The following is a 22,817-nucleotide window of genomic DNA, read 5'->3' on the forward strand; positions in this document are numbered from 1 at the left end:
TAACAGGCTGATTCAACAACATCTCACTCAATATTATAGGCAGCTAAGATGAATCTGCCTGTTTGTCTATGGTAACGGGGAGCGTTCCTGTGGCTTTTTCATGACCTAAAATGACTTTGGCAAGTGCGGTATACGCCGGTCCGCTGACTTCATGGGCGGTTTCAACGTCGACATTGTAGGCGTAACTTGCCAGTACAGCCTGGCTGTAAGGGGCAAATTGGGTGATTTCATAAGGAGCGCGCAAACTGATGAATACCGTTGGTTTATGCTGAGACTGAGCAAACCGCAATAAATCTTGCAATGCATTAGGCTGGGCTTTGGTTGCCAGAGAAAACTGCGACAAGGTAGCCAGGTCTTCCATACCCCCAATCTCTACAGCACTTTGCGCGGGTGTGGCATGGCCGGCAATGACGAAGTCTGCATTTTTTATATCTGCTTCTGCCCGGGCAGGATTGAACCCTTGTAAACTGGACAGAGTAATCGTGAGCGGATGAGCTGCATGGGCTAACAAGGCTTGTTTCAGGGCCGTGGCTTTTTGCTTGTCTGGCATAATCACATGAATACGCTGATTTGCTCGGGGTGCCAGTGGTAACAGCTGGTCATTTTTCACTTGTGTTATGGCTGCCAGTGCTAATTCAGCCTCCAGTTTACGGTGCTGCGGATTTCCCAGTACAGACTGGGCAATAGCTGAAGACAGTTGATGCTTTGGTGCTAAAAAGCGGGCTTTGAGCGTTTGTATTCTCTGGTGAGATGCCCTCAGTTCAGAGATGCTCAGCTGCGCTGTGGCTTGTTGATAAAGCGCATCCATAAATTGTCTGAACGCGCTGATATCATCTGTGCTGCGTATCGCAAAAGGCATCAGGGCAATGTCTACACCTGCTGCAAAGGTCTCTATGACGGCCTGCTCGGGCTCAAAGAAGTCACTGATACCGGCCATATCCAGAGCATCTGTGATGGTGACACCCTGATAGCCCAGCTCCTCTCTCAATAGGTCATGCATGATTTTGCGTGACATCGTTGCCGGACGCAGCATTTTTTCATTACGTTTGTTGAGTATGACTGTATTATCCAGCGCTGGGTACTGGATGTGCGCCGTCATTATCATACCCGGAGCGTGTTGTTTGATGATGCTGGCAAACGGCGCAATGTCTTGCTGCTGTATCTGCTTCAGGGGATGATTTACACGGGGTAAGCCGGTGTGGCTGTCGACATTGGTATCACCATGCCCCGGAAAGTGCTTGATGGCAGATATCACTCCCTGTTGCTCGAATGCTTTGACTTGTGCGGCGCCCAGTTTTGCCACCATGTGTGGGTCTTCGCCAAATGACCTGACATTAATGACCGGGTTATCCGGATTGGCGTTGACATCAACGGTTGGTGCGAAATTGACATTGATCCCAAGCACGGACAGCTCTTTACCTATGACTGACGCAACCTCCTGCGCATAGCGTGTACCATGCTGAGCATAGCTGGCACCTATGCTCATGTTGCCAGTGAAGGAGGTGGCCTCTGCACGATTAATTCTGGCAACCCGACCGCCTTCCTGATCAATGGCGATAAACGGGGGCAGCTCTGTTGCATTGTGGATCTGTTGCGTCAGTTCGACAATTTGGTCAATTTCCTGGACATTTTCGGCAAACAGGATCACTCCACCAATCTGATAGTCATGCAGTATCTGTTTAAGCTCCTGTGGCAGGGTAGTCATAGGCTCCCGACATTTAGCCCCTTTGCCTTGTTGGCAAAAGTATCGCAAATCGAGCATGAGCTTTTGGCCGATCAGGGTACGTAATTCAGGTGCAGATTGAGCACTTTGGCTTGGGGCTGTGAGGGTCATGAGCAAACCTATTAAGAGTACGCGGAACAAGATATTCATCATTAATATGCTATTTTTTCTGGCACTCTATCACGCCTCAACGCTAATATGGAGCCAATTTAGTTCAATATGTTATCGGTTTTTATCAGGTGCGGGTGAACGCACATTGAATGCCAAGACAATAATAAAAAGGGAAAGACGATGAAACATCATACACTCAACTATGTAGAGTTTGCTGCTTCGGATTTACCGGCGACGCAGACATTCTTTGAATCGGTTTTTGGTTGGCAATTTCAGTCATACGGTCCGCAGTATGTAGCGTTTAGTGAATCTGGGCTGGAGGGAGGCTTTTTTCAAAGCGATGTTTCGGCCAGCCAGGCACAGGGCGCCCCGTTATTGGTATTGTACAGTGATGATTTGGTACAGACACAGCGAGCCATAGAGCAGGCTGGTGCCACCATCAATAAAGCGATATTTAGCTTCCCCGGTGGCAAGCGGTTTCATTTTATTGAGCCCAGTGGCAATGAACTGGCGGTGTGGAGCGATAAATAAGCTTCAACTGGCTATGCCCACGTCCAGCTTTGCAAACCACTCAAGAAATTCAGCGACAGCGTCGCCTTTAAATAAGCGACCGTGCTGAGGTGCCATAATGTCGATATCGAGTTCTCTTACTCGGGCTATCCAGTTTGCTTTAGCGCGATTGGATGGCATCCAGCGACGATGGAAATATTCCATGTGCTTAACGTGAGCCGCAAAGTCATCAACAAATATTGGTGCATTGGTTTTTTCCAGCGCCGCACCTACATCACCACTCATCAGTATTTTTGCCAGCGGGTCATATACATGAAAATTACCAGATGAATGCAGGTAGTGTGCTGGGATGAGTTTCAGGCTGATATCATTCAGGCGAATGTCGCCCCCCTCGTCTTTGATCCCCTGATATTTGATATTGTTCATACCAAAGTGGCGGATAAACCCTTCCCACAGCCAGGGCGCATGCAGTGTTGCATCTGGCAGGGCTTTATCCCAAAGCCCCAACGAAGAAATGATATCAGGATCCTGATGTGAGGCGAATAAGGTGGTCAGCTCTTCCAGCTCTATGTGTTGCAAGATTGCAGCCAGCATGGGGGAAAAAAGTTCTGTGCCGCCTGGGTCGAGCAGCACTGCCTGACCTATGCCTTTCACCAGATACTGGTTAGTATCAATGATCTTTTCTGGTTTTCCTTCGTCGCGGCCAAACATCAGCCAGGCGTGGCTCGGAGCCTGATAGAGTTGTGTTGCTTTCAATGCAGAGCGCCTCTTAGAGTATGGATTTCGTTTAAGTTTACTGTGACTGATTGCTTAATTGTTTTTGCTGCAGTGGCAATGAAATCAGAGACCGACTGCAGGCTGTCACTAAATTCCCCGGCGTTTGATGCCTCAACCCGGCTGGTCACGGCAATGTATTCCGCACTGCGCATTTGCTTATTGATCTCTTCAAAAAAGCTCTCCAGGTCCTGTAAAGCGATTTCCAGTTTTTTGGTTTGGTGCTGCCGCTCTTGTTTTGCTCTGTGTTGCAAAGCAGCAACTTGAGGTGTGGAGATGAGGGTTGCTGCATTGTCGACGTGCATGTCGAACTGAGTGCTTCTGACCGCCTCGAGCGCAATTTTGAACAGCTGGTTAGACAAAGTGGAGATATGCGTAGTGGTCTTGATGGTTTGTTCTGAAAACTCATCAATGAAGTTTGTAATGGGTTTAAAGCCAGAGGCCGAATCACCTGCTCTCAGTGCGACCACGCGGGCGTTCTTGGCGGTGAGAGAAAGGTTTTTAGCTTCGGCCAAAATCGCGTCAAGATTTGCAATGATACGCGCAACGCGAATGAAGCTATCTACTATGTTGTCGTCGCTCAATGCAAAACTCCACTGTCTACGGGCTGCTTTCAAGACACTAGAATAAAAATCGCCGAAATTCCAGAAATCGGCATAATTGTGCGTATAGTTTTTACCTCTGCCAAAACACTAAACCCTATCATTAACAAAGGCTTCAAAAACTCCAGTTGCAGTACCAAAGTCCTGTTATTGCGACTACGCTTGATAAGAGCTGTGTTTAATAGATGACCGGAGTTTGAGTGAAAATCTCTGCTTTGCAATATTTTTTGGGCCTGTGTTTGTCTGTGTTGGGATGGCAGGCGAGTGCTGTGCCTGAAACTGCCTCAGAGCTTGCGCCTTCAGCGAATGGCACGACTAGTTCCATGATGATTGTGCTTGTCGTCGGCGGTCTGATGGCGGCAATGGCGGGCACAGTGGTTTGGTGGTTGAGTCGTCGCTCGGATCAAGGGCGTCAACATGGTCATGATGAAGCACACCACTTTTACCTCGAAGCATTTCAGGCCAATTCCGGCTTTGAATTTGTGTTTAGCTCTGATGCCAGTTTGATCTGCATGAGTGACGGGCTGACAACCGCGCTTGGTAAAAGCCACAAAGCACTTTTTGCTTATAATTTGCATGAACTTCTGGAACCGGATAGCTGGGCACGTTTGGCAGCCTGGCTGGAAGAACCTAAACCCGGTCAGGTGATTAAACTGACCTTGGTCAGCGCGCACAGTGAGCGTGTCACCGGACTTTTTGAGTTGCAAAGCTCTGAGCTCCGCAATTTACATCTTGCCCGCTACTTACACCTCTCGCCTCATCTGGGTCAGGCGGACACCGATAGCGAGCTGCTGGCGGTGACGCTCAGCTCTATAGGTGATGGCGTAATATGTTGCGGTATTGATAGCCGGGTGATTTTTATGAATCCGGTTGCTGAGGCGGTACTCGCCTTACTCACCGAAGAAGTTAAAGGGCAGCCCATTACTGAGGTGATGCCGTTATATCATGAAGGCAGTGACCGACCCATCGAAGATCAAATGGCTGTGTGTATGCGCAGTCAGCAAACGGTTAGCCTGCCGGATTCTACCTGTTTTCGAAATCACCTTGGGCTGGAGTTTGCCATTGATGATTCCTGTTCTCCGGTATACAACAATTCGGGTAAAGTCATTGGTGCTGTGATGATTTTTCAGGATGTGACTGAGTCAAGGGCACTCAAACGCAAAATGAACCACCTGGCCCACCACGATGCACTGACGGGGTTGCCTAATCGTTTGCTGCTTCAAGATAGGCTTATCCAGGCGTGTAAACGGGCGTTGCGTAATCGCCATCAGTTTGCTGTTGTGTTTATGGATCTGAATAAATTTAAGAAAATCAACGACTCTTTGGGGCATGATTTTGGCGATTTACTCCTGAAACACATTGCACAACGGTTAACGGATTCTGTTCGGGCATGTGATACCGTGTCCCGGATGGGCGGTGATGAATTTGTATTGTTACTGGATGCCATTGAAGATAAACGCCATGTACGAAGCGTGATTAAAAAAGTGCTTGATGGCGTGTGCGGTCAGTATGAGATCAAAGGCGTTGAAGTACAGGCTGCGCTGAGTGCCGGCGTCGCGCTGTATCCTGACGACGGCGATAACGCTGAACTACTGATGAAACGTGCTGACAGCGCTATGTATCGGGCAAAAAGGTCGGGCAAAGGCGGGATGCAGTTTTACTGCTCAAAATTGGATGATGAAGCTGAGCAAAACCAGGCCCTGGAGCAGGCCATTTTAGGCGCATTATCGGCAGATAAGTTTGTACCGTACTTCCAGCCTGTTGTCAGCGCATCAGATGGCCGGCTTGTTCAAGTTGAGATGTTGGCCAGGTGGCACAAAGAAGGCACATTGGTCGAAGCGAATCGATTTATCAATGAAGTAAGCGAAGTGGGTTGCCTGATGGCATTGCAATCTAAGCTCTGGGAGCAAGCGTTTAAGCACTTTGCCAGTTGGCAAGCAACAATCCCTGGGCTCAGGCTGAGTATCAATGTGTCTGTGAAAACACTGCAACAGGATAAGGCACTGAGCGAACTGAACAGGTGCCTGACTGAACATCATTTACAGCCCCGGCAAATTGAAATTGAAATAATGGAACAGCAACTCACATTGCTGGGGACGGAGGCCAGTCACGTGATAAGTCGCTGGCAACAGGCAGGTTTTACAATTGCTATTGATGATTTTGATGCCAGTCACACGAGTATTGGACAGTTACATGATTTAAACGTCGATGCCCTGAAGCTGGATCCAGGATTACTACATAGGTTGACCGACGAGGAGGCTCGGAGTTTAGTCAAATCTGTATTAGTGATGGCAAAAAATATCAATGTTACCTGTTGTGCTGAAGGGGTTGAGTCAGCTGAGCAGGCAAGGGTATTGTCCGAGATGGGCTGTACGCTTATGCAAGGATACCATATCGGCGAGCCCGTTAGTGCTGAGCAGCTGGGGGCGATTCTGGCAAGCTAAACCGCACGATTCAGGGTAAAGTCATGCTGCTGTAAAAGTCTCAATAAAGGCTTGTCTGGCTCAGTTTCATCCACATACAGAATGTCACTTCAACAGCCGTGAAAAATGCGATTCTCTGAGTTTCGACATTGGCCTTTGAATTTTAAAATGGTGTGAGCAGGCTATACTCAAAGAGCAAGTCTGACAGGCATGTTGCCAGGAACAGGGCTTGCGAGGAGCAAGCGTGTGAACACCAATACTTTATCTGATCAGCTGGTGACGCAATGGAACGAGCTTTTAACTCGGGTTGCCGAACTGCTGGATGTTCCGGTGGCATTGATCATGAAGCTCAACGGGCCGCATCTGAGTGTGTTCAATAAAAGCCTCAATAATGAAAACCCGTATGAAATTGGCGACAGTGAATGCTGGGAAAGTTCAGGGCTATACTGCGAAACCGTTATCAAAACGCAAAGAGAGCTCTTTGTGCCTGACGCCCTGGCAGATCCTGTCTGGGACCATAACCCAGATATTAAGCTCAACATGATTGCCTATCTCGGCTTACCCATTAAAAATGTTGATGACTCTGTCTTTGGCACAGTCTGTGTTCTGGACAGTAAGGAAAATACCTTTGGTACTAAGGCCAGAGCTATGTTGAGCTCTCTCAAGCACCTGTTTGAACTACAACTCAGAATGCTGTCACAGCAAAAGGAACACGATCATAAAGAAGCTTTTAAAGAGCAAGCTCTGATGACCATGGGGCTGGCCCATGAATTGAATACACCACTGGGGGTGAGTGTAACTTCGGCATCTATGTTAAGTGAGTCAGCCAAGCAGCTTAGCGGGTTATTGCAACAACACCCCGTACCATTTGCTGAGTTAAAAAAACAGGCAGCCTGCATTCACCAAGCTTCGGACTTGCTGTTGCGTAACCTCCATCATATTGATGACAAAATAGATAGGCTAAAGCAGTCAATCGTGCAAGGGCATGATGGCGTAACTAAGGTATGCCGTATCGCCGATGTATTTAAATCACTGGAAAGTGTCTGGGAGTCTTCTTTGGCGATGCACAATATTGTGTTGAATATTGATGTTGAGCAGAGCGCCGATGTACTCCTGTATCTAAAGCCTGCCAGTCTTATTGAGGCGTTAAATCACCTAATTACAAATGCTGTTGAGCATGCTTTTTCTGGGGTTGAAAAACCAAGCATTACAATCGCCGTAAAAGTAAAGCAAGCGGAGCTAAAGCTGAGGTTTAGTGATAATGGGGTTGGGGTTGAGTTGGCTCACCCTGAAGATATATTTGCTCCCTTTTATTCGACCAAAAAGCACGTGGCTGGCTCAGGGCTGGGTCTGGCGCACGTCAAACGTATTGCGATGAATGATCTTAGCGGGACAGTATACGTAAATTGCAATCAAAGTGGGTTAGGTATCATGTTGCGCTTTCCCGTGACTCATGCGCAATCAGAGTCGATAGAGGATTAGGATCAGAGTCCTTTTTGCGCTTTGACCGTAGAGATAGCCAGGGCAAGTTGTGCTGCCAGTTCTGAATGCTTCTTGTGCATCACGTGGTAGGCTTTGGAGCGAAACAAGTGGTGCACTTGTAAATGAGATAATGAGTCAGGGAGCGGCCACTGAGTAGAAACTACGAATATTGCATAGTCAAACCGATGCACATTCAGCAGTTCGGGTAACTTAGCCAGATTATTTATATTATAAAAAGTGTTTCTGTGTGCATGCGGATACTTGTTGAGTATAACGCGCTTGGACTGGTCGGTGGCGACTATGGTGCTGGGCGTGGCCACCAACACAGAGTTATCACAGGGCACATTTGCCACACATAAAAGGACAAATTCTACTTCCGTTAAAGCTGGCCCAACAGCAATAACATCTTTAAAGGGGGCGAAAATTTCTCGTGCCAGGATCACATCGCCATCGGTGTGTTGTGCCGTAATTTCGTGCAGTACGCGATGTGCTGGCATGGCCACAAAATTGGCCTTAATTCCAGCCTGATTGTAAGCGGCCTGTATTAAAGGCAGAGCCTGATCGCGCACACTTGGGTGTTGCAGATAAGAGATTGTTAATGGTGTGGCACACACTGATACACTAAAAGTACACAAGGTGATAACTTTGGCAATTAGGCTAAAAGTTTTTTTGAGCATAAAAAAACGCCTCAGGAGAACTTCGCAGAATTATACCCAGTTTGGTTGCAAAGCATAGTCTCCAAAGGTGTTATATCAGGTTAAATTAACCACAATTTGCCCTCGATCATAGTCCCACCAATTAGCCAAAATAAAAAAGGTACACCCTTGCCCGCTCTGCCTTGAAAGCGACTTGTTAGTGTCATTAAGAATTAATAAATATGATTAAAAATTAGTTGACTTAGAGGGGCAGCCCGATAAGATGAACGTAGACAGAATTTGGGTCAGTGTTTATAAATCTCCATTACGTTGTTGTATAAGTTTTTGCTTGTAGTAGTACCGTCCTGAAGTTTTATCACCGGCAAAATTTAGGTCTATGCGCCCACATGGGCATAGGTTTGCCAGTTTTTTGTATAGAAGGATCCTTTGCAACAGGGCAGAGGTTAGCTTTTAAGGATTGGCATCATTTTAATATTCAGGATTTACTATCATGTCTAATACTTTAACAGGTACCGTAAAGTGGTTTAACGAATCAAAAGGCTTTGGTTTCATCGCTCAGGAAAATGGCCCAGATGTCTTTGCACACTTCAGTGCTATCAAAGGTGACGGCTTCCGTACACTAGCTGAAGGCGAGCGCGTTGAGTTCAAACTGACTCAAGGTCAAAAAGGCCCTCAGGCAGAAGAAATCGTTAAGCTATAATTTATGGCTTAAGAGAAAAAGCAAGCTAAGGCTTGCTTTTTTTGTGCCTGTAATTCGTCATAACATACCTTTCAGTTGGTGGGCTGTGGTAAGATCGCTCTATTACTTCCTGATGTGTTTTATTCCATGGATCAGACTCAATTCTGGCAGCTCATTGCCATTGATAACCAAACCAAAGACAAAGCGGGCGAATTAAAAGCCAAGCTCGAGACGCTCTCTGATACTGATGTCGCTGATTTTGATAGCCACTACAGTAAACAACTCAGACGTTTATGGCACTGGGATATCTGGGGCGCAGCTTATGTTACTTGCGGTTGCAACAGCGAGTATGACTTTCTGGATTTCTGTAACTGGTTACTGACTCAGGGTGAAGAGCTTGTCGATCAGGTTCTGGCCCAGCCAGATAGCCTGGCAAACATTGATGACATGCCCCTGCGCGACAATTTGCCCTATCCGTATTGCGACGAATTAGATCTGACAGCAGGACTGCTCTACGAGCAAAAAACTGAGCAGGAATTGCCGTATCACAACACTGTGAACTATGCGCCACAGGGCAAGCAGTTTAAAAATAAACCCAAAGTGTTAAAGCAAACTTACCCACAATTGTATGCAAAGTATTGGCAGGGGTAATGTACCCCCGCCCAGACATCGTTTTATGGCTGTTTTTGATATCTGCATCAGTGATAAAGCGTCGGTACAGATGAATGGTTTGTCATACATGGTTAAGGATGGTCGATTAAGTGGATTACCACATTAACTTTTGTACACCAAACGCAAGCCCGTGTTTAGTGCTTAAGTTCTATTAAAGCAAATAGTTTCCCTGTCATGATAACTCTGGGGACGGCTTATTCTTCTGAAGTATAAATTAATTTTCCCATCAATGGCTTCATCTTATTTTTGCATAGCGAAATAATCTTCCGATTGTTTGTAAAAGACCAGCATACAAACTAACCAGGTATTGAACTTGTCTGTTTCGCCTGAGCGTGGAAAAGTGAGATCGCGAATATGAAATTTTAACAGGTTGTTTGTTTTTTGTTTCATTTTCATTGTTTGTAAATTACGCTTTTATGACGCAATGCGTTAGGTTTGAACGCCCAAATAAAAGCTACATTTACTTCATAGTGTAAGCGCCATAGCCGGGTCTCAAACTTAAAAGGAAAGTCTATTTTGTAAACAATATGTATTCAGGGAGAGAGTGAATGCCTATAAATAAAGCCCCCATTGCGGCCTTTTTGTGTTGTTTCAGTTGTCTGAGTCATGCTGATACACAGTGGGTCGACAAACACGCACTATTAAACCAACAGCACTTGTGGAAGGAAGTTGAGCAAGTATTGCAGGCGCAAGCTCGAACTGAACCCTTTGTAGTGAACACTGGAACTGTCGAAAAAGGACTTACTTATCAGCACGTAAAAACAGTAGGAACAGCCAGGCGGTTTGAGCACTACCAGGTCCTTTATCGCGACAAGCCCGTGCTTGATGGGCAATTTGTGCTCGTCAGGGACAGTACGGGTCAGATCACACAGGCCCTTGGAGCTGCATTGATGACGAAAGAAGCCAAGGAGGCTCAAGACGGCCAGTACTTTCATATATCTCTGTCTGAAATTAAGCAAAAGCTGCTTGCAGATCCAAACATAACCCCCGAGACTCAGTTTCAGGATTTTGGCCGTGCTTATATGATTTGGCAAGGCCGTTTGATAGGTGTGTTTCAGATCACGGCAACTTCGAAAGAGGGCATCCGCAGACTCACTATCAATGCCGATACGCTCAGTATACTTTTATCTGAGCAGGGGGTTGATCACTTTTCTGATGAGGGTCGATATGTGGCTGCCGGTGGTATCGGTGGTAACGAAAAAATGGGGGCCATATGTTACTCACCACAACCTGCAACCATGGAGGCTTGTCTCAGATATCAATATGATGAAACGACCAGTCCGTCAACTGAACTGTTATTTAATGATGTGAGTGATACAGATAGCCCTCTCATCTTCGCAGAATTCGACGGCTATCCCTTTGTGGTTAGAAAAGAAGGGGGACGTTGTGTTTTGGAGAACCCGTATGTGCAGACTATTAACTACCTAATTCATAAAACAGAACCTTATGAATTTGACTGCAGTGGCAAGCTTGAGAGCTTTGATCGAACCAAAGTCGATGAAGCTTATTTTTATCTGTTTAGTTACGGTCCTGAGAATGAAGCTCACTTTTACGGCGGGCTTACAATGCAGTTTCTTCACAAGCAGCTAAATGAACTGTTCCCCGAACAAAAGAGCGCCTGTGAAACTAATGGTTTCTGTCTCAAGGCGCTCAAACAAAGAGTAAGAAATAACACTCAGGGTATGAACAAGGCCTATTGGGACAATACTTATGTCAATTACGGCACTGGATATTATGGTTATAGTCATTATTCACACACTACGTTAAGTGTAGTTGCGCATGAAGCTGCACATGCACTGACACATTGGAATAGTCAGTTGGAAAATAATGGAGAATCCGGTGCCTATAACGAAGCATTTTCTGATATTACAAGTGTCGCAGTATTGGATTATTTGCAGCGCAAAGCTACGGGCAGCTTTAGAGTTTCTGAGCCATTTCTAACCCAAGTGCTGGATGGTACAGGGCGTCCGCAAGCAGATAAGAAATGGTGGCTAGGTTGGGATGTACGAGTTCAGGATCTAGGGGAGCGCTATTTCTCCCTGCCATCTCTTGACGGCAGCAGTATTGATCACCTGAGTGCTTATCGTGCCAACATGTCTCACTATGATGTGGGTGGTATTTTCAGAAAGGCGTTTTATGAACTGGTAAAAACTTATGGCTGGACAGTAGAAGAAGCGTTCAAACTGTTTTTGAATGCTAACGTTTCGTGCTTGCCCGCCAACGCGAGTTTGAATGATGCTGCAGCCTGTCTGATGTTGGTTGCAGATACAGGTGTTGTGGGTAAGCCTGCGAAGGAAGCATTGAACAATGTCGACGGGGCTTTACACCTGGTTGGATTGGTGGCTCAAACGTCTGAAATTTCCAGCTTATCAGTTACGGCTGTGCCGCAGTACGATGAATTTGGCTACCTGATAGATACATTACCCATTAGTGAGATAGAAAGCATAGTTGTAGACTGGGGAAATGGAAGTACTGAACATTGGGAGCGCAATTCCGGTGATGCGATTTATCCTTTCTTACAAAGGGCTCATGGGGTTGAGCCTGATCTGCTTACGCGTTTTAAATTAAAAGTGGTCAAAACAGATGGGAAGGAGTTACTTGCTTACCGGAGTTATTATTCTCGTCCGCTGGGAGTTGCCTGTCCACCGTGGTTTAGAGATGAAAAAGTAGCTACCATGAGTAACATTTTGATTAATCAGCAAAGCCTGCCGTTATTGCCGCAAAGCTACCAGGAGATTCTCGACCAGCCATTGAGTTTACATCTAAAGCACCAGAATATAATAGAATTAGGTATCAGTTCTGTCGGGCAGCATGTAACAGTGATGCTGGACACCAACCGCAATGGTATTTATGAAGAACAAGAAGCGTATCTCGAAGAAGAAATTACAGGTACGGGGCAGGTTGCCTTTACTTTGCCAGAAGGTTTTCAGCCAGGCAAAATAATGATGCGTGTGGTTGTTGGTGAAAGTTATAGTTTCTTATTTTCCTGTGGTGGTGTGAGTGAGGGCCAAGTTTTAGATGTTAAAGTCGACTTTTCAGGCACAGACGAATTGCTGCCTACTGACTATAGCTTTGAAATTCAAAGTGGTAACAAAGTTAAATTCACCAACAGTCTTGTCCAAAGTAAGGTACAACCTTCGGATGGCTTTGAACTACCTGTAAACGGAAATGGCTCAGCGTTTCCCGCTCTATCAAACGTGATTTCGCATTCTTTTGACATCCAGAATTGCCGTGAGCCGATATCGGATGTGAGTCCACGGAACTATATGTATATTGGCCCATGCACTAGCAAAATAAAAAACGTCACATCTCAAATCTATAGCGTACTCCATCCAACGTAATTGAAAGAATTGCAGTAGGGTTGCGCCGGCATATCGCAGGTGAGACCTGAGCGTTGGCTCAAACAACTCTCCATATTAAGGGAATAAAATATGAAACCTCTCTATTTATCCATTGCACTGGCATTGGGGACGGTATCCGTCATGCCAGATGCTTTTGCAAGTCTAACCATAGTCGACAGCAATGTCGCATATCTACAACACATGCAAATCAAAAATGATCGCTTGAAGGCGCGACTGGCGCAACACGGTCTGAGCAAAAAAAATCGACCTCAGCTGTTTTCTCTGATTGAGCAAAGGCTTGAACAAGATGCATCAAGCGCTAACGGCTTAGATCCCAGCTCATCACAAAACTGTACGAGCGGCAGGCCTGAGTTGTGTTCTTTTTTTAAACATATGGGGATTGAGCCTGCGATAAGTGCGTCTACAGGTGAGCAATTTGTTGTGCTCTCTGCTTTGAATAGTAAAACAGTGCCGACCGATTATACATTGATAGACCTTCGCTTGATCAATGAAAAAGGCGAGCAGCTTACTGACTCGGCATACAATGAATACTTTGGAGATGGAAATGAAGCTAAGCGTAAATCTGTATATTCGTATGTCAAAACACAGAATATACTTTCTAAGCTTGCAGCTTCGGAACGTATCTTTGCAGATGGCTGGATCACGGTTGTATACAAAGATGCCAATAATAGGCAGATAGTTGAAGATCGTAACGTTGTGGTGGAGTACTCAAAGGAGACTTTACTCGCCAAGTTAGGTTACCTTAGCCAGCCAAGGTCAGGTAAATTCAGTTCAGCAGATTCATCACTATTTCCTATGGCTTTGCAAGGAGGATTTCAAACTAAGGTTGAAACTCCCAGTGACAACCGCTCTGAAGGTGGTGAGGGTGTTCCTGATGGCAAGATTGTGATGTGTCTGAATCGCACTTATGAGGATTGCGATTACGACAGTATCTATCCATCAGGAACCCCCACCAGTCAAACTAAGCTAAAGGTGCCGTTCAAGGGGGGCCTTAGTGTAATGGGTAAAGTAACTCGCCTTTATCTGCCGGATTTTACTACGCTGGAGGTAAAGGAGGAAAATGGCACAATCACGTTAGTTGAGAGCCCTGTTATTGCTCAGCCTGCTTTTGTGAATCATGGCACCAATATCTTTATACAGACAAAAGAGGGTGGCGGAGCTGTGCCAATTGGGAGTTCCGATTACCAAGCAATTAGTGGTTTTTTTGCGAAAAAGCTAACCCTCAACTATGAGAAGTGGCATGGAATTGATAGAACGGTTATATCCTGGGACATTCCACAAGACGAAGGAATATTCGGAGATGCCACTTTATTTGGCAGATACCAGGATACCCACTGGATTATGCACTTTGCACTTGATCACGTAATTCGTCCCGGGAGACCTCCCCTAACGGCTTCTTTTGTCATTGGCTCTACCGATATGGACAGTGGATGGCAGGATATAGGCCACCCTCCAATGCAAATTGTTTACGGTTGTCTGGCCGAAGGCACTTTAATCACTTTACCAAACGGCAAGCGGCTCCCAATAGAGCAGCTCGAAGTGGGTGACCAGGTGTTGGGGGCCAGTGAGTTTTCACCTGCTAATCATCTGGCTCTGACAATTGAGGATATTTCTGTTGGAGTTGAAACCATTCCTATGGTCCAGCTCAAAACTAAGTCGGGTAAAACGCTGTTATTGACAGAATCTCATCCTGTTGTGATGCAATCAGGTCAGGCTGTATGGGCCAGCAAGGTTGAACAAGGTGCGCAGATCTTAACCGAAAATGGGCTGGAGATGATTACGCATATCGCTGAGGTAGAGTTTACCGATAAGGTCTATAACCTTCGTCTGGGTCGCGGTAAAGATGATCCTGATTATCAGCTAGGTGAGTCCTTCAGTATGTTTGCAAATGGTCTGCAAGTGGGTGATCTGGCAATGCAAAGTGAGCATGAGTTGAGCAATGAAGTCGAAACAACTGAAGATGTGCTGAATCGTTTGCCTCAGGCCTGGCATCAGGATTACCTGAACAGCCTGAAGCAGTAGTCATGGATTGACAATTACTAAGGCCCTGAAGGGCCTTTCATGGAGATATGATAATGAAAATACGTAATGTGGTTTCGATTATGTTGTTACTGGGAGCTGCCTTGTTACTGATAAAGGCTCATGCTCACGCCGTAGCTGTCCATGAAGTAGAAGAACGAACGATCATTGGTTTGAGTAACGACCTTGTGCCGCTGGGAACGGCTTACCAGAGCAAAGGTAAGCAATTTCTAGGGCTGCAATCTGTGCTTGGCAGACAAGTCGAACATCTGGGTAACTCGCATATAGATTTTAGAGTCGGTGTTGATTTGAGTTATCAGCAAGCCCTGAAGCTTGTTGATGGTAAGGTTGATGCTGGCTTCGAGTTGCCTGCGGTGCGAGTGGATGCTGGTGCAAACTATGCCAAAGATATCAGTGCTGACAGGTATACAGGTACCTACACTGTCTATTCTTCAATTAAACCCAAATCGAGCATGTTGGCTCCCAGTAATGATTCGGGCTATCAGCCGACAGTAGCTGCGAAGGAATTGGCAAAGGCGTATCCCGGAAACAAGGCGAGCAACCTGGGTGATAGATTTGTACATGGATTTGCGTATGGCTCAAATGTGGTTATTAACATGAAAATTGAGTACCGAGATGAAACGGACAAACGCATCATCGGAGGCTACTTGAGTGTCGACTGGATAGGTACGGTGAAGGTTGACGGTGAACTTCAGAAAATAGCCGAAGATAAGCGAAAGTCAGTTAAGATCACGATCAGCGGTATTCAAAGTGGGGGAGATCCCAACAGGCTGCTACAAGTCATACCTAACGGTATCATGCACTGCACATTGCTTAACCCTGAGCCCTGCTTTAACTTGTTTGAAGCCGCGATACATTACCTGAAAACAGACTACATCAATCAGTTCAATTCTCTGGATGACTATAATATTACTGACGTATATACAGCCAGTTACCTGGATTCTGGTGCAGATCTCCTGCAGCTTATCCCAGATAGTGGCTATACACCTGCTAACTACTTGACTCGATTAATTGTCAAAGAGCTGACGGCACGCTGGATAGATGAGCGATTGGTCTATCGCCGTGCAAAAAACCTGCAGCGTTATTACGCAGCACAATTTTCTGCACAGCAACTTGAACAGCTACAGGATATTGAGACTAAGAGCCGTGCTAACGCCAACTTATATGCTGATTTGGTGGATTACTGTGAGCGCAACCCGGAAGGCAATCACTGCATTGATTATGAGGCCGATAATCTGATTTATTTACGTGATTATAGTGCCATCAGTGATGTATTAAGATAAGGATATCCCATGAATATACTCAGATTTTTGTTGGTTTTACTCATCTTGTGTGTAGCTATAAACCGGTCCGCTCTGGCGTTTGAGTCAGAGCAAAATACACATACACACCAGCAAGCCAGATTCAGCGAGTTAGGTGATTTACTTACGGTGGAGCAGGCGAAGGGCCGATTTGCCTGGCTGAGCAAGTGTTACGATGGCTTGTTGGTTGAGCTGTGGGAGCGAATGCATGGCACAACTGACATTGTCGGGAAAGAAGAAAAGCTTCGCCAGCTAAAAGAGTTATGGTTCTCTGACGCTGCATTAGCAGCGGGTAAAGCTCAGTACCTAACGTTCGCAAATGCTGATTTTACCAACCCATATCAATGGTATGCGGGTACCAGTGTGGGTCAGGCATGCGCGATTTTGCCTCCTGAATATGAGCCAGTTGCTCTTAAAACCACAGTGCTGCCGAGATCGTATTGCGATAATCGCAGTTATGATCATGAATGGGAGTGGATCTCTGAAGTAACGGTGGATGACTTTACGCACCAGTCTGAAAAACACGGACATAGTCTGATTTCGGGAAAAGTGATTTTACTTAGGGCGAATCAGACATCGAAAGTGACCATTAAGCCGGGAAATAAAGAGCCGGAGTTTCCTTCATACGTGGCTGTTCGGGTATGGTTAGACTGGGACCACAATGGCCAGTTTGAACAATCTGAAATGGTGTACCATTCGGCATCATCAGCCGTTTTTAAGTTTCTGTTGGATGTGCCTGCAACAGTGCCTGAAGGTTTGACTATGATGCGCATTGCTACCGATGCTGGCGGAGGCTCGGATAATGCGTGTACTCGTATTCATTATGGTGAAGTCGAAGACTATCTGGTGACGGTTCGTTAAGGAAGATGATATGAAACCAATTTACCCTACATTACTGGCAATAGCGCTGGCAGTTGTGAGCTGTTGTACATTCAGTGCTGATACGCAGATAACTAATAACAACCTTACAGGCTCTGTCATTTCAGGGCTTATCAACGATCACATAGCGATCGGTACGGCTTATGATAGCCAAAAAAAGCGTTTTCTGAACGTTCAGCCAATCAAAGGTGTTATTGACGAAAGCTTTGGTAATACCGAGCTGCAATTTAAAACCGGCATTGACATGAATTACGATGACATGCTGAGCATGCTTAATGGCAGTGTTGATACTGATGTGAATTTCCCTGTGGTGCGTGTGTCTGCCGGAGCTTCGCTTGCAAAAGAAATGGCATCCAGCACGTATTCAAGCTCTTATACATTCAGTGCTTCCAGCACGCCGAAAAAGCGTGTGTTTTTGCCTGTGAATCAAAATACTGGATATACCCTATCGCAGGTTGGAGAGAAAATAGCCCAGAATCACCAGGCTCAGATACAAGATTTGGTTGGTGATGAGTTTGTGACGGGTATTGAGTATGGTGCAAATGTTCTGGTTAATTTAAAGATTGATTATGGGAGCAATAAAGATAAGTCTGATATCGGTGGGTACCTGGATGTTGACTTGTACGGGGGCGCATTTAATGTCGGCGGGCAACTTAATTATTTGCAGCACGATATAAAATCGTCGGTCAAAATTACGGTGAGGGCGGTTCAGCAAGGGGGAGATCCGAAACAGTTGTTGAGTGTCATACCCAATAATATCATTACCTGCTCTTTGGATAATCCACAGCCTTGTTTTGACATGTTTTATGAAGCGGTTAAATACGCGAAAACAGGATTCAATAGCCAGCTTACTTCGCTCAGCGATTACAATGTGGTGCGTTATTACACAACCCGCTACGACAAATCATCTTTGCCATTACGCTCATTGGTGCCAGATTATCAGATAGTGAGAAATGCAACTAAGTGGTTGATCAGTGAACTCGAAGATGACTTTAAACAAGCTATTTTGGATGAGCAAAGAGCTGCAAGTCTGCTCACCAGCTATTATGCCTATCTGCCCGAGACGCAACGCCTGGCTGTCGAACGCATCAAAGATCTGGCCTATGACAATGCCTGGTTTTCCTTTACTGCCGCCCAGTTCTGTCGTGATAACCCCTTTGGATATGCTTGCGAAAATAAAATTCAGGAAATAAAAAATGCGTGTGTGCAGCGCGGGAAATCTTGTCCTGCCAGCTACGATATAACCGATTTGCAATTGCCTACCAGCGACGCTCAGGATTGGAAGCAGTGCGAGCTGGCCAGGCAAGAGGCTGTTCGTTCAGGGGCCGTTTCACAAGCGCACAGTGTCTTGTTCCGTAATTTGCGCTGGGCACCTACTTTCATCGATTCAGGCGCACCCGCGCGTGGGATTTTGAACTGGCGACTGTGTGAGGGGGCATTAAGTACTTATGGTATGGCCTTTCAACAATAAGGATACAGCGTGTGCCTGTTAGCAGGCATACGCTTTAAAGCGTTACCCTATTAACGACAATGACGTCACTGTTACTGAATGAAAAACCAATGTGGAATCATTTATTTTGAGTGCTTGTTCATTGAGATTGAGGAATATCGAATTTTTGTAACTTTTATGTTAAAGTTATCTTGGCGTTAGCTGAGGAAAGTGAACACGGTTTTGGTGTTGCGTATGATTCAATATCACTATCAAGGAGTGACTATGTACAAAGTAATAACCGGTCTTTTATGTTTTTTGACTTGCACGGCAGTGGCAAGTGACGCCCAGTACTTTTGGCGGTTTGGTGATGGGTCTGTATCTCATGACGCGGAGCCCGAGCATCAGTACGAACAACCTGGCATTTATACTGTGACCCGGGAAGTGTACCAGGATGGTAAGTTATTAGAGTCTTCACAAAAGCTGGTTGACCTTATTACGCCGAAAATATCCGAACTGGTTATTGTGCAGCCTGATCAAGTTGTGCAGGGCCAAAGTGTTGAATTTATGGCAAGTTTAACGTCCAGTGAGCCGCTTGATTTAAATTATCAGTGGTTTGTTGCCGGTGAGCCCATTGCTTCGGGTTCACAAACGGGCAAGTTTACCACTCAGTTTGCTGAATCTGGTACTGTTGAGTTGTCAGTTGATGCGATGTGGCAGCAAACGATTGTGTCGAGTGCAAGCACACAGCTATCTGTTGAGCAGTCTGAAAGCGAAAAGCCAGATGGAGAAGACGGCGATGGGTCCGATGGGGATGGCGAAAACCCCGGCGGCGATGAGGGAGATAATTCAGATGGCGGAAGTGATAATGGCGAGACACCAGGAAAAGAGGATGGCAATGACAATAAAACGCCTGGCACAGGCAAATCTGATGACGGGGGCTCTGGCGGTAGTCTTCATTTCCTGATGTTATTCCTCGCAGGTGTCTGTGCGATACGCAGACGTTCTTAGTTAAATTGCCCTACCAACTCGGTTAGCTGCCAGCACTTTGGCAGCGAGCGACTTTCTTTTTGTTGCCCACTTTATTTCCTTGATGCTCCATACACTAAGACAAGCGACGTTGCATTCCTCTGAGGGGTTGAGGAATTACCAGGCACATGCATTGGCGGGTGAATTGACCCGACACCTAAATACCTTTGTCATTGACTGACTTATCCTTGAGAAGTAAGCACTGGAATTGTGAAACGGTTTCATTTCTTTTTACTCTGCACGACAACAAATTGCTATTTACTGATTTTGTGACTGCTAACTTTCAAATGCGCATGCACTGCGTACTTATCAGTACAAGAGACCGTGATCTTTGCAGGCAAGCAAGGATCATCTTGTTTCAGGCAAATCCCTTCCAGTCTCTGCACTCAACCCTGCATAATCTCAACTTATTGAATTTCTGAGTAACTGTTGGGTTAAATTAGGACCTCGCGAGTTAGTTAACTTGTACCTTCTATAGCTAATTATTCTCTGGCAACTGTTTGAATTACTGTATATTTGCTGTACACTGTTTTCCTTTGTACCTATTATGGTTAATTTATTTTTGCTAATTGTAACGCAAGGGTTAAAATGAACGTCAGGATTATAGTTTCATTTGTTATTTTATTGGGAGTTGTGTCATGTGCACTGGTCTCAAAAAGTGTCTATGCCGCAGGGTATGCGTATAACGCTAATGCGGGTTTTTCAGTCTCCTCATTTCCGAATGCAAGTAGTGACTTTTTAGTTATTAGCGGCACACAAAAGCTTGAACGGTTGGAGTTTTCTCAATTCAGTCAAACCGGTAAGCCCTTGACCATCAGAGTGGCTGAGGACAGCCCGCTTGAAACTTTGGTGATAACTGCTCCAAATTTGACGTTAAACAGCAAAATTTCAGTCGTGGGAAAAATGATTGATGTGGTGTTTACGACCACTTCAGCTAGTTTGACTTGTAAAAGCTGTAGCTTTGACAATATGGGCAGGGTCACCCTTTTAAATGGTACATTCTCGGATACAAACCTTGACTCCAGAAGTACGGGTAAGATTGCCATTGAGAATCTTTTTGCTCCAGGAATTCAATCTCTTGAATTAATTGCAAAAAGCATTGTGACTACAGGTGTGATCGACACAAACCTGCGAGCAGAGCGTCACCCCAGAGGCGGGTTTTCAGTAGCACCAGAGGGTAATTACATTATTGGTGCTGGTGGCATCAATCTATATCAGGGTGAATTTAGCATTCAGTACAGTAACCTGGATGTCCTGACGGCAAAAACGGCCACATCATCTTATGTTCCGGGCGGCACATTCAAAGCAGCTAGTATTGGTATTGTAGCAGCGGGCCCGGTATCCATTTCTTCACAAACCGAGCTAAATACGCTATCTGACGCACTGGCGACCAGCACCAGGTTAAACGATTTCTATGCGCCGAATGAGGGAATATTCATTCAGGTCGCTCAGAGCAACAGTGGCAATGTATTCCTATCAGGTAAGTTGTATTCTGATCACATTGTAACGGTTAAAAACCGCAATACAGTCGCTGTTCAGCGCTCTTCTCATGTTATGGCAAGCACATTCAAAGTACTCACTGAGGGCACAATTTATAATTATGGTCGAGTTGACAGTGGGGCCATAGAACTTAATGGGGCGAGGGTAATTAACCATGGTCGACTTGTTGGCCAGCGTATCGAAATCGATAGTGATGGCGATGTATACAACAGTTTTGGTGGCGTTATGCAAGCAGGAACCATTAAAGCTACTTTGACCAATGGTATTTTTACTAATGGTTCTCGTACAACACGCTCTTACACGCCTTCTCCATTAGCGTTAAAAACACCGACTTTAGATGTAACCAGCGCCAAACATGGCCTGTATCAAAATGCGACCTTCAGTGGCTCCCACAAGTCTGATCAGAGCGCTTCTATTCATGCTAATTCTTTGTCAATTAGTGCAAAAGCAATCGAGAACATAAACCCTTATTCACTTAAGAAAGGGTCAGGTGAAAGCTGGGATTCAGGCATAAAAGTAAACACCGTACAGGCTAATCAGGTACGAATGTCAGCAGAGCATACCCTGGAACTGAAAGCCAAATATTACGTTCGTAACTCTTCTGCCATTATGGCACTCAATCAGGCGGGCAATTTTGACGTAAATACGCCTAAATTCTACAACGAGCGTTACAGACTGGAAGCAACGACCTTCCTCGTGTCACAAGTGTCTTACGATGCGACTGAAAATGCCACCTATAAAGAGGTACAAGTTGGTACTGAATCTAAAATCACGGCGTATTCGCCCCCAGGCCGCGTGATTAGCTATGGCAAGCTGAAGGTCAGTGATGGCAACAATACAGATTCTGATGAGCAATTGATAAATGCATTCTCATATTTTGAAGTCTTTGGGCAAAGTCACTTTCATCAGCTTGAGTTGAAATCAGTGGGACTTGAATTAAGCAGAGATATTGCTACTGCTGCGGTGACGAATATGCGGCTATGCATGCTTGGAGTGCGATGCAAAACCGATACTATAACAACATACGCAGAAGCTGAAACCCTGCTTGCGTTGCAAGGCAATGTATATGGTCTGAATGAGCAAATGCTATCAGAGACTGATTATACGCAAGAGAATATCAATGTTCAGGACCAGATCAGAAGAGAAGCGATTGATAAATATAAGTCCCAGTTTATTTGGGACAAGTCGAGTACTCATTATTCTCGGGTGACAAGCATTAAAGCTGAAGGTGATTGGCTCTCTGGTACTTATAAAGTATGCAACGGAACTAAGTACATTTTTTATGTCGGTGTCGAGGTTCCAGCTTGCGTTAATGCTTCTTTTGGAACTCGAATTTCTGCGCTCATAGAAGAAGAAATTAAAGATAATTATGTTGGCACAACTGGCAAGACCCACGCACAGATAAAGCAAGCATCCATCAATTATGTTGACACACTACCTAAAGATAATCCGACAGCCATAGAAACAATGGATAGTAAATCGTACCAGTCTTACGCATTTAGCGCAGATTATAAGACCATAACGATTGTATACATAGAGTATGGCAAACAATGGACTCCAGGTTCTGGTCAGGGCTATATCAACTATAACCGTCGGATCAGCAAAGAATTACCATTCTCTGATCTGATTAAGCATTTATAAGGGA

General features: G+C 45.5%; 16 protein-coding genes. 12 read left to right on the forward strand and 4 right to left on the reverse strand.

Going from position 1 to position 22,817, the window contains the following annotated elements; genetic code table 11:
• Window positions 1-43: 43 nt before the first annotated feature.
• The gene (nagZ, locus tag QNM19_RS03810) at window positions 44-1,834 is read right to left on the reverse strand and encodes a beta-N-acetylhexosaminidase (RefSeq protein WP_049863482.1); all 1,791 of its coding nucleotides are present in this window, start codon (window positions 1,832-1,834) and stop codon (window positions 44-46) included.
• Window positions 1,835-2,014: 180 nt separating this feature from the next.
• Here nagZ and QNM19_RS03815 point away from each other — a divergent pair, with 180 nt between their 5' ends.
• Complete coding sequence (locus tag QNM19_RS03815) at window positions 2,015-2,365, forward strand: VOC family protein (RefSeq protein ID WP_049863481.1); 351 nt, start codon at window positions 2,015-2,017, stop codon at window positions 2,363-2,365.
• 3 nt (window positions 2,366-2,368) lie between these two features.
• On the opposite strand, the gene QNM19_RS03820 is transcribed toward QNM19_RS03815, so the two are convergent.
• Together QNM19_RS03820 and QNM19_RS03825 are read right to left on the reverse strand one after the other, a co-directional pair.
• A complete protein-coding gene (locus QNM19_RS03820) occupies window positions 2,369-3,100 on the reverse strand; it encodes an oxygen-binding di-iron domain-containing protein (protein WP_049863480.1) in 732 nt (243 codons plus the stop codon).
• Window positions 3,097-3,702 (reverse strand): hypothetical protein, encoded by a 606-nt coding sequence (locus QNM19_RS03825; protein ID WP_049863510.1) that lies wholly within the window; start codon window positions 3,700-3,702, stop codon window positions 3,097-3,099. Before QNM19_RS03825 ends, QNM19_RS03820 begins: the two co-directional genes overlap by 4 nt.
• 218 nt (window positions 3,703-3,920) lie before the next feature.
• On the opposite strand from QNM19_RS03825, the gene QNM19_RS03830 reads away from it, so the two are divergent.
• Both QNM19_RS03830 and QNM19_RS03835 read left to right on the forward strand, forming a co-directional pair.
• On the forward strand, window positions 3,921-6,164 hold the full coding sequence (locus tag QNM19_RS03830) for a putative bifunctional diguanylate cyclase/phosphodiesterase (RefSeq protein WP_284026347.1): 2,244 nt from the start codon (window positions 3,921-3,923) through the stop codon (window positions 6,162-6,164).
• Between the two features lie 225 nt (window positions 6,165-6,389).
• Window positions 6,390-7,625: a GAF domain-containing sensor histidine kinase gene (locus tag QNM19_RS03835; RefSeq protein WP_284026348.1), complete on the forward strand. Its 1,236-nt coding sequence runs from the start codon at window positions 6,390-6,392 to the stop codon at window positions 7,623-7,625.
• A 2-nt stretch (window positions 7,626-7,627) separates the two neighbouring features.
• Here the strand turns inward: QNM19_RS03835 and QNM19_RS03840 are convergent, their stop codons facing one another.
• Entirely contained in the window at window positions 7,628-8,302 is a 675-nt protein-coding gene (locus QNM19_RS03840) for a hypothetical protein (protein ID WP_049865704.1), read from the reverse strand.
• 469 nt (window positions 8,303-8,771) lie between these two features.
• Here QNM19_RS03840 and QNM19_RS03845 point away from each other — a divergent pair, with 469 nt between their 5' ends.
• The 9 genes from QNM19_RS03845 to QNM19_RS03885 all read left to right on the forward strand — a co-directional run bounded on the left by QNM19_RS03845 (window position 8,772) and on the right by QNM19_RS03885 (window position 22,813).
• Complete coding sequence (locus QNM19_RS03845) at window positions 8,772-8,981, forward strand: cold-shock protein (protein ID WP_010380108.1); 210 nt, start codon at window positions 8,772-8,774, stop codon at window positions 8,979-8,981.
• Between the two features lie 126 nt (window positions 8,982-9,107).
• The gene (locus tag QNM19_RS03850; protein WP_049865705.1) at window positions 9,108-9,611 is read left to right on the forward strand and encodes a DUF4240 domain-containing protein; all 504 of its coding nucleotides are present in this window, start codon (window positions 9,108-9,110) and stop codon (window positions 9,609-9,611) included.
• Between the two features lie 569 nt (window positions 9,612-10,180).
• Window positions 10,181-12,973 (forward strand): M4 family metallopeptidase, encoded by a 2,793-nt coding sequence (locus QNM19_RS03855; protein WP_049865706.1) that lies wholly within the window; start codon window positions 10,181-10,183, stop codon window positions 12,971-12,973.
• Between the two features lie 90 nt (window positions 12,974-13,063).
• A complete protein-coding gene (locus tag QNM19_RS03860) occupies window positions 13,064-15,016 on the forward strand; it encodes a Hint domain-containing protein (protein WP_284026349.1) in 1,953 nt (650 codons plus the stop codon).
• A 53-nt stretch (window positions 15,017-15,069) separates the two neighbouring features.
• Window positions 15,070-16,317, forward strand: a complete 1,248-nt coding sequence (locus QNM19_RS03865) for a hypothetical protein (protein WP_049865711.1) — start codon at window positions 15,070-15,072, stop codon at window positions 16,315-16,317.
• A gap of 9 nt (window positions 16,318-16,326) precedes the next feature.
• Complete coding sequence (locus QNM19_RS03870; RefSeq protein ID WP_284026350.1) at window positions 16,327-17,196, forward strand: GEVED domain-containing protein; 870 nt, start codon at window positions 16,327-16,329, stop codon at window positions 17,194-17,196.
• A gap of 10 nt (window positions 17,197-17,206) precedes the next feature.
• Window positions 17,207-18,685 carry an internalin gene (locus QNM19_RS03875; RefSeq protein WP_284026351.1) on the forward strand — a complete coding sequence of 493 codons (1,479 nt, stop codon included), beginning with the start codon at window positions 17,207-17,209 and terminating at the stop codon, window positions 18,683-18,685.
• Window positions 18,686-18,928: 243 nt separating this feature from the next.
• Window positions 18,929-19,654, forward strand: coding sequence for a PKD domain-containing protein (locus QNM19_RS03880; protein WP_284026352.1), 726 nt, complete (start codon window positions 18,929-18,931; stop codon window positions 19,652-19,654).
• 606 nt (window positions 19,655-20,260) lie between these two features.
• Window positions 20,261-22,813: a hypothetical protein gene (locus QNM19_RS03885; RefSeq protein WP_284026353.1), complete on the forward strand. Its 2,553-nt coding sequence runs from the start codon at window positions 20,261-20,263 to the stop codon at window positions 22,811-22,813.
• Window positions 22,814-22,817: the final 4 nt, after the last annotated feature.

The sequence above is a fragment of the Pseudoalteromonas ardens genome (assembly GCF_030125445.1).
GTDB classification, from domain to species: Bacteria; Pseudomonadota; Gammaproteobacteria; order Enterobacterales; family Alteromonadaceae; genus Pseudoalteromonas; species Pseudoalteromonas ardens.

Excerpts from the sequence above, each read along its gene's own strand:
- nagZ (WP_049863482.1), bottom strand. The coding sequence starts at position 1,834 with ATGACCCTCACAGCCCCAAGCCAAAGTGCTCAATCTGCACCTGAATTA.
- QNM19_RS03815 (WP_049863481.1), top strand. The coding sequence starts at position 2,015 with ATGAAACATCATACACTCAACTATGTAGAGTTTGCTGCTTCGGATTTA.
- QNM19_RS03870 (WP_284026350.1), top strand. The coding sequence starts at position 16,327 with ATGAATATACTCAGATTTTTGTTGGTTTTACTCATCTTGTGTGTAGCT.
- QNM19_RS03845 (WP_010380108.1), top strand. The coding sequence starts at position 8,772 with ATGTCTAATACTTTAACAGGTACCGTAAAGTGGTTTAACGAATCAAAA.
- QNM19_RS03860 (WP_284026349.1), top strand. The coding sequence starts at position 13,064 with ATGAAACCTCTCTATTTATCCATTGCACTGGCATTGGGGACGGTATCC.
- QNM19_RS03865 (WP_049865711.1), top strand. The coding sequence starts at position 15,070 with ATGAAAATACGTAATGTGGTTTCGATTATGTTGTTACTGGGAGCTGCC.
- QNM19_RS03880 (WP_284026352.1), top strand. The coding sequence starts at position 18,929 with ATGTACAAAGTAATAACCGGTCTTTTATGTTTTTTGACTTGCACGGCA.
- QNM19_RS03855 (WP_049865706.1), top strand. The coding sequence starts at position 10,181 with ATGCCTATAAATAAAGCCCCCATTGCGGCCTTTTTGTGTTGTTTCAGT.
- QNM19_RS03850 (WP_049865705.1), top strand. The coding sequence starts at position 9,108 with ATGGATCAGACTCAATTCTGGCAGCTCATTGCCATTGATAACCAAACC.
- QNM19_RS03840 (WP_049865704.1), bottom strand. The coding sequence starts at position 8,302 with ATGCTCAAAAAAACTTTTAGCCTAATTGCCAAAGTTATCACCTTGTGT.
- QNM19_RS03885 (WP_284026353.1), top strand. The coding sequence starts at position 20,261 with ATGAACGTCAGGATTATAGTTTCATTTGTTATTTTATTGGGAGTTGTG.
- QNM19_RS03875 (WP_284026351.1), top strand. The coding sequence starts at position 17,207 with ATGAAACCAATTTACCCTACATTACTGGCAATAGCGCTGGCAGTTGTG.